The 7,551-nt window shown below is 41.2% G+C and carries 5 protein-coding genes and 2 tRNA genes; all 7 read right to left on the reverse strand.

The window, feature by feature from the left end; translation table 11 throughout:
• Window positions 1-310: 310 nt before the first annotated feature.
• A complete protein-coding gene (gene glmS / locus AAHB12_RS30700; protein WP_342048873.1) occupies window positions 311-2,113 on the reverse strand; it encodes a glutamine--fructose-6-phosphate transaminase (isomerizing) in 1,803 nt (600 codons plus the stop codon).
• A gap of 491 nt (window positions 2,114-2,604) precedes the next feature.
• Complete coding sequence (gene glmM / locus AAHB12_RS30705; protein ID WP_342048874.1) at window positions 2,605-3,951, reverse strand: phosphoglucosamine mutase; 1,347 nt, start codon at window positions 3,949-3,951, stop codon at window positions 2,605-2,607.
• A gap of 29 nt (window positions 3,952-3,980) precedes the next feature.
• Complete coding sequence (locus AAHB12_RS30710; RefSeq protein ID WP_342048875.1) at window positions 3,981-5,225, reverse strand: CdaR family protein; 1,245 nt, start codon at window positions 5,223-5,225, stop codon at window positions 3,981-3,983.
• Window positions 5,218-6,045 carry a diadenylate cyclase CdaA gene (gene cdaA, locus AAHB12_RS30715; RefSeq protein WP_129731373.1) on the reverse strand — a complete coding sequence of 276 codons (828 nt, stop codon included), beginning with the start codon at window positions 6,043-6,045 and terminating at the stop codon, window positions 5,218-5,220. The genes AAHB12_RS30710 and cdaA overlap by 8 nt, the downstream gene beginning before the upstream one ends.
• A gap of 109 nt (window positions 6,046-6,154) precedes the next feature.
• A complete protein-coding gene (rocF, locus tag AAHB12_RS30720; RefSeq protein WP_342048876.1) occupies window positions 6,155-7,054 on the reverse strand; it encodes an arginase in 900 nt (299 codons plus the stop codon).
• 274 nt (window positions 7,055-7,328) lie between these two features.
• A tRNA-Ala gene (locus AAHB12_RS30725) sits at window positions 7,329-7,401 on the reverse strand.
• 3 nt (window positions 7,402-7,404) lie between these two features.
• Window positions 7,405-7,479, reverse strand: a tRNA-Gly gene (locus AAHB12_RS30730).
• Window positions 7,480-7,551: the final 72 nt, after the last annotated feature.

A 7,551-nucleotide genomic window follows, 5' to 3' on the forward strand; every position in this document is an offset into this window, starting at 1 on the left:
GAATTATACTTAGCAGCTTTCGTAAATTATCTCGAATTCGAGATTTATTATATAATTATCGGACTCGTGTGTCAATAGTACAATATATTTGTCCCATTCAAATTTATTAACATATTTCGGGCAAGATTTTTTAAACAAACCTTATTTTAAAATTCCATTGATTTCAAATTATTAGATAGTAGATAAAAATAATTAGGATTAGAATTGAGAGCAAAAGAAAAAGTGTCAGTATTCACCGACACTTTTCTTATCATAAAACAGTACCCAACTTTTTTGTCTTTCAACAAATTTTGTTACAGCTTAATAACTATTACTCAACCGTAACAGACTTCGCCAAGTTACGTGGCTTATCTACATCACACTCACGATGTAAAGCCGCATAATACGAAATCAGCTGCAATGGAATTACAGATGCAAGCGGGCTCAACATTTCATGAACAGCTGGAATGACGAAACGGTCGCCTTCCATTTCCAAGCCCTTCATAGAAATCGTGCATGGGTTCGCACCGCGTGCTACAACCTCTTTCATGTTTCCGCGAATACCAAGGTTTACGTGCGCTTGTGTTGCAAGCGCAATGACTGGTGTTCCATTCTCAATGAGTGCAATCGTGCCATGCTTTAACTCGCCACCTGCAAAGCCCTCAGCTTGAATGTAAGAAATTTCTTTCAATTTCAATGCGCCTTCTAGCCCCACATAGAAATCCACACCGCGGCCAATGAAGAAGCAGTTGCGCGTTGTTGCAAGGTACTCCTGTGCAATTTTCTCCATTTCTTCTTTTTGACCACAAAGTACTTCCATAGCATTTGCGATAATTCCTAATTCTTTTGTTAAGTCTAGGCCTACAGAATGGCCCTTTGCTTTTGCGATATCTGCTGCCAAAATAGCTAGTACGGCAAGCTGCGCTGTATATGCTTTTGTTGAAGCTACTGCAATTTCAGGACCTGCATGCAGCAATAATGTATAGTCAGCTTCACGGGATAATGTAGATCCCGGTACGTTTGTAACTGTAAGTGACTTATAGCCCATTTCATTTGTTTGTACAAGAACCGCACGGCTATCTGCAGTTTCACCGCTTTGTGAAATGTAAATAAAGAACGGTTTTTCTGTTAACAATGGCATATTGTAGGAAAACTCACTCGCTACATGCACTTCTACTGGAATCTTAGCAAAATTCTCAATGAGTTGTTTACCTACAAGACCTGCGTGATAACTTGTTCCCGCTGCAATGATGTAAATTCGATCACTTTCTAAAATTGCATGGCGGATATCCTCGCTTAACTCAACTTCTCCGGCTTCATTACGGTATTTGCTGATGATATTGCGAACAACGAGCGGCTGTTCGTCAATTTCTTTTAACATAAAGTGCGCATATGTTCCCTTTTCAATATCACTTGCATCAAGCTCTGCCGTAAAAGGAGCGCGTTCAACAATGTTGCCAGCTAAGTTTTTAATCGTAATGCTGTTTTCTGTAACAAGAACCATTTCCTTATCCATAAGCTCAATAAATTGGTTTGTCACCTGCAGCATAGCCATTGCATCACTAGCTACTACATTGAAATTGTCACCAACTCCGACTAGAAGAGGGCTTTTATTTTTAGCAACGTAAATGACACCAGGATTTTCATTATCAAGCATTGCCAATGCATAGGAGCCGTGAAGCAGCTTTAATGTTTGACGGAAAGCTTCTTCTACACGAGCTCCTTCCTGTACATGCTTCTCAAGAAGCTGAACGATGATCTCTGTATCTGTTTCACTTACAAAAGTCACATCTTGAAGGTATTCTCTCTTTAACAGCTCATAGTTTTCAATAACACCGTTGTGAACAAGCGTAAAACGCTGTGATGTGCTTTGATGAGGATGCGCATTTACCTTGCTGGGCACACCATGCGTCGCCCAACGTGTATGACCGATTCCGATGCTCGCCTCAATCGACGTATCCACAATTTCGCGAAGCTGTGCAATACGTCCCTTTTCCTTAGACACAACAACACCGCTATTTGATTGAACTGCGATACCAGCTGAATCATAACCGCGATATTCTAATTTCTCTAACCCTTTTAATAGGATTTCCTTTGCATCCTGCCCACCAATAAAGCCTACAATTCCACACATGTTCGAGTCGCCGTCACATCGACTTACTCTCTAACAAAACATTCTCCCCAAAACAAATAATCCGACACAAATAAACATAAAACAACAGGGTCGCGTGTATCCTCCGTTGATACACGCACTTTGCTAGAGCCGGTAAGCCGGTAACGGCTTCACCTGCCTCTCTTTAATTTAAATGATATTCCCCCGTCCTTCTTCTGCATCATATTCTCACCTTTGTCCAGGAAGTCACCCTCCTGCTTTAAATAAGAATTTTCGGTTGTGATGAGCAACCGGGAGTCATCCGCCGAAATCTCGATAAAACTCCTCCTCGTCAACTACACAGCTTGTAGTTCTGGCGCTTTGGAAAATTTTATAAACCCAGAAAAAAGAACAAGATAATCGTACTGTAAAATAGTGAGTAGCGTCAATGAAAATTTGAATAAATATAACAAATACTATGCAAAAAGGACCAAAATAGTTCCTCTTGGCATAGCATCTGTCAAAAGAAATGATTATTCAACACCCACTTCTTGCTTTACAACCTCTACGATACGATTCACATATTCTTCGCACATTTCTTGTGTTGGTGCTTCAGCCATAACACGAATTAACGGCTCTGTACCAGATGGTCTCACAAGGATGCGTCCGTTCCCTTGCATTTCATCCTCCACAGAGCGAATCGCTTCTTGTATACGAGTGTTTTCTAATGCTTGTTGCTTATCTCTCACACGGACATTGACTAATAACTGTGGAAATTTTGTCATTTCGCTTGCAAGCTGTGATAGAGGCTTCCCTGTTGCTTTCATAATATTCACAAGCTGAATGGCACTTAACATACCGTCTCCTGTTGTAATGTAATCCAGGAAGATGATGTGCCCAGATTGCTCCCCGCCGAGATTATAGCCGCCCTTACGCATTTCTTCCATAACATAACGATCGCCTACCCCGGCTTGAACACTCTGAATCCCGTTTGCTTCTAACGCCTTGTAAAAGCCAAGATTACTCATAACAGTGGAAACAATCGTGTTTTTCTTTAATCTTCCTGTTTCGTTCATATATTTTGCGCAAATATACATAATTTGGTCGCCATCTACAATCTGGCCATTTTCATCTACCGCAATTAGACGATCTCCATCACCATCAAATGCGAGACCAATATGTGCGCCCTTTTCTTTCAGGAATGCAGCCAATGTCTCAGGATGTGTAGAACCAACACCTTCATTGATATTCACGCCATTTGGAGATGTCCCGATTGTCGAAATATCAGCCTCCAAATCAGCGAACAAATACGGCGCTAAAGAGGAGGTTGCTCCATGTGCGCAATCAAGTGCAACATGCAAACCAGAGAAATCCTCATCAATCGTTTGCTTTAAATATTGCAAGTATTTTTGTCCACCTTCAAAATAATCATTCACCTGTCCAAGCTCTCCGCCAACAGGACGTGGCAGTTCATCTATCTCTTTATCAAGCAAAGCTTCTATTTCTAGTTCTTGTTCATCAGATAGCTTAAAGCCATCCGGACCAAAAAATTTAATTCCGTTATCTTGAACCGGATTATGGGAGGCGGAAATCATCACCCCTGCTTGTGCACCCAATGCTTTTGTCAGATAGGCTACACCTGGCGTAGAAAGAACCCCCAATCGCATAACCTCTGCCCCAATCGACAGAAGACCTGCTACAAGCGCCCCTTCCAGCATATGTCCTGACACCCGTGTGTCGCGTCCGATTAGCACTTTAGGACGTTCGGTATTTTTTGTTAATACATATCCACCGAAGCGTCCAATTTTAAAAGCTAATTCCGGTGTTAATTCACTGTTAGCAACCCCGCGTACACCGTCAGTACCAAAATATTTTCCCATCTTTTCAATCGCTCCTTTATGCTTTCAGCTTAACTTTTGTCCACAATTTCTACTTTTGCATTTTTTTGCTTTAGTTCGAATGTTATATTGTCTGGACCGCTAATTTGAACAGCCACATCATGTGTGCCCGGTTCAAGATTTTCTACATTTACAGAAACCTGCACATCCGAAGGATCTAGTTTTTCTATGCTTTCTGATTCTCCAATTGCATCAACACTGACTTTTCCATTGCTTGGGTCAAGAAAATTCAATTCATATGCATCTTCGTCTAGTCCTGTTACTTTAATTGGGATATCATCTAGAGTACGCTGTTCTGGCTCTGGCTTATCAGCCTGTACGTTTACAGTTACTTTTACTTTAGCTGGAGCAATGCTAATAGCTCCCTTTGGCACAGCAACAGCTGCATCGAATGTAACAGTGTCTGTTATCTGACTTAAATCCACAACAACATCCTCTAAAGCTTCTAGACTATCTAGTACTTCCTTTGGACCATATACCTTGATTTCAGTCGGATCTATTGTAATGTTCTTGAGTGTTAGCCCTTTTTGCAGTTCGCCCTTCTGCGTTATCTTGATTGGAAGTGTTTTTTCTGGGGTTGCAACAGGCACCGTAACATTTACAACAGAAGGGTTTGCTTGTAAGTTCAAAGTATTTCCAGACTTATCATATATGACTATCTTTGCTTCCTTTGTAAAGGTTTCGTTTACACCTTTTAAATCTATATAAGCCCTAACAGCCCCTACTTGTTCTAGCTGCGCTTCAGTTCCAGCAATTTCAATAAAACTCGGCTTCACAGTAGCCTTTTCTGCTACATATCCTGATTTCATCTGATTTTTATTTAAATATCCAACTTCTACGGGAAAAGCCTTTGTTTTCTTTGGTTCAATCGTTACTCGTACTTTGGCAGGCTGTAATTTCACCTTTAAGCTATCTGGAATACCGTTATATTGCAAAGCAACCTCATACGTCCCTGACTCATAGCCATGAAGATTTGTGAAAACCTCAAATTGTTCCTTCATCTTTGTTTGAAGAATAGACGTATTAGATCCCTCCAAAGTTATATCGACACTTTGTGGAAGACCGGTGACAACATATTTATCCTGATCATAGTATGCCTCCACCTTCACGTCTTGAATTGTTTCAACAGCATCTCCTAGCGGAAGAGCAGAGGTTCCTTGAGGCTGTTTATCCAGATTAGCAACCATATATAACATAAGAGCAAGTAATAGTGCAATACCCCTAAGAAACCAATGGTTGTCCATTAATTTATCCATCTCGTTTTCTCCTCCAGTTCCATAAAGATGCGGAAGAGGTTTTTATACTTCCTGTCGTCAATTCCTTTGTCAACATTTCTTGGAGCTGTGCCGGCTTCAAATCCCTGTGAAGCTCCCCATTTTTGGTAAGTGAGATATTTCCGGTTTCCTCAGAAACGACAACTGTCACACTGTCAGTAACCTCGCTTATTCCAAGAGCTGCCCTATGTCTTGTACCAAGCTCCTTTGAAATAAATGGACTTTCTGAAAGGGGCAAGTAGCAGGCTGCCGCTTTTATCTTATCATTGTGTATGATAACGGCACCATCATGGAGCGGGGTGTTTGGAATAAAAATATTAATAAGCAATTCAGATGAAACATGTGCATCCATTAAAATACCCGTTTCTATGTAATCGCTCATACCCGTTTCCCGCTCAATTGAGATAAGAGCACCTATGCGACGTTTTGCCATATACTCAGTCGCCTTTACTACTGCCTCCAAGAAAACCTCCTGCTCCGTTTCCACTTGATGACTGCTGCGTGAAAATAGACTTCCTCGTCCTAGCTGTTCCAGCGCTCGTCGCAGTTCAGGCTGAAAAATGATAATGACCGCAAGAAAGCCCCATGGCAATGTTTGCTTCATCATCCAATAGAGTGTATTTAACTCTAAATAATAGCTGAGAATGCTCACTAAAATAATGACTGTAATCCCCTTTAAAAGCTGCACTGCCTTTGTGCCGCGGATTACAAGGATTAACTTATATATAACAAACCACACGAGGGATATATCTACAATATTAATGAGATATGTTTTGAATTCACTTATATCTCCTAAAGACATATTCTTACCCTTCCTCCATGAACACATATTTACAATAACCAAGTAATTATACCATAACAACAGCATGCTTACAAAGAAAGGGAAAAGCAAATAAAACCGCTTTTCCCTTTCACTTTAACTTTTCTCCAAATAATGAGCCCATTAACGCAACTGCTGTAATAGCTGTTTTATTCTTCTCATCTAAGATAGGATTTACCTCTACAAACTCAGCAGATGTAATAAGTCCTGACTCGGCAAGCATTTCCATAGCAAGATGCCCCTCTCTGTAACTAAGCCCTCCAATCACAGGAGTCCCTACTCCAGGCGCATCGTGTGGATCCAATCCATCTAAATCTAAGGATAAATGAACACCATCAGCATGCGATAAATAGCGAATTGTCTCCTCCATAACCGCCGCCATTCCCAAACGATCGATTTCATGCATAGTGAACACCTTAATACCTTCTTTGCGGATAAACTCTTTCTCTCCATCATCAAGGGCACGGGCTCCAATAATGACAATGTTCTCCTTTTTTACTTTTGGACAGATTCCATATAAATTTGTAAGAACAGCATGACCATATCCTAAGCTTGCCGCTAAGGGCATACCATGGATATTACCGGAGGGTGTAATTTCTTCTGTATTTAAATCCCCATGAGCATCGAACCAAATAACTCCCAGATTGTTATAATGCTTTGTAACTCCAGCCAATGTACCGATAGCAATGCTATGATCTCCTCCAAGAACAACAGGAATACGCTTGCGTTCTAACACATGATCCACCTTTGTCGCTAGCTCTGTGCACGCCGTCACAATTTGCTTTAGGTTTTTTAGCTTTGGATTCTCATCTAGTTCACTTCGATGCGGACGCTCCACACGTAAATCTCCTAAATCCTCTACATCATAGCCAATCATCTCGAGCCTCTCAATCATACCCGCATAACGAATAGCACTCGGCCCCATATCCACTCCTCGCCTTGTTTGACCTAGATCTAAAGGAACTCCAATCACCGAAATTTCCTTCCCCATATGTCATCCCCCTTATCTATTTACTAAATATTCTAAATGTTTATTATTCTATGATTCAACTCAACATTTTCTTGTATACTTATCCGTTACAAAATAAAAAACTCGCCAATTGGCGAGTCCTGTTCTTGAACGAAGACAGAGGCATAGCCCTACTCATACTGTATTCCTAAAATTTCCGACTACGTCGAATTGGCTCCTATCTAGAAATTTATACTTTCTGACAGTGCAAAAAAGCCTTAAATCTTTTCCGATTTAAGGCTTTTCTTTATAAATATGGAGCCTAGCGGGATCGAACCGCTGACCTCCTGCGTGCAAAGCAGGCGCTCTCCCAGCTGAGCTAAGGCCCCGTATGGAGCGGAAGACGGGATTCGAACCCGCGACCCCAACCTTGGCAAGGTTGTATTCTACCACTGAACTACTTCCGCATATTTTCATGTGAGCCATGAAGGACTCGAACCTTCGACCCTCTGATTAAAAGTCAGATGCTCTACCGACTG

This window comes from Bacillus sp. OTU530, assembly GCF_038440375.1.

What these genes read in the sequence shown, in the direction of transcription:
- AAHB12_RS30710 (WP_342048875.1), bottom strand. Translation starts at nt 5,225, where the DNA reads ATGGATAAATTAATGGACAACCATTGGTTTCTTAGGGGTATTGCACTA.
- glmM (WP_342048874.1), bottom strand. Translation starts at nt 3,951, where the DNA reads ATGGGAAAATATTTTGGTACTGACGGTGTACGCGGGGTTGCTAACAGT.
- rocF (WP_342048876.1), bottom strand. Translation starts at nt 7,054, where the DNA reads ATGGGGAAGGAAATTTCGGTGATTGGAGTTCCTTTAGATCTAGGTCAA.
- cdaA (WP_129731373.1), bottom strand. Translation starts at nt 6,045, where the DNA reads ATGTCTTTAGGAGATATAAGTGAATTCAAAACATATCTCATTAATATT.
- glmS (WP_342048873.1), bottom strand. Translation starts at nt 2,113, where the DNA reads ATGTGTGGAATTGTAGGCTTTATTGGTGGGCAGGATGCAAAGGAAATC.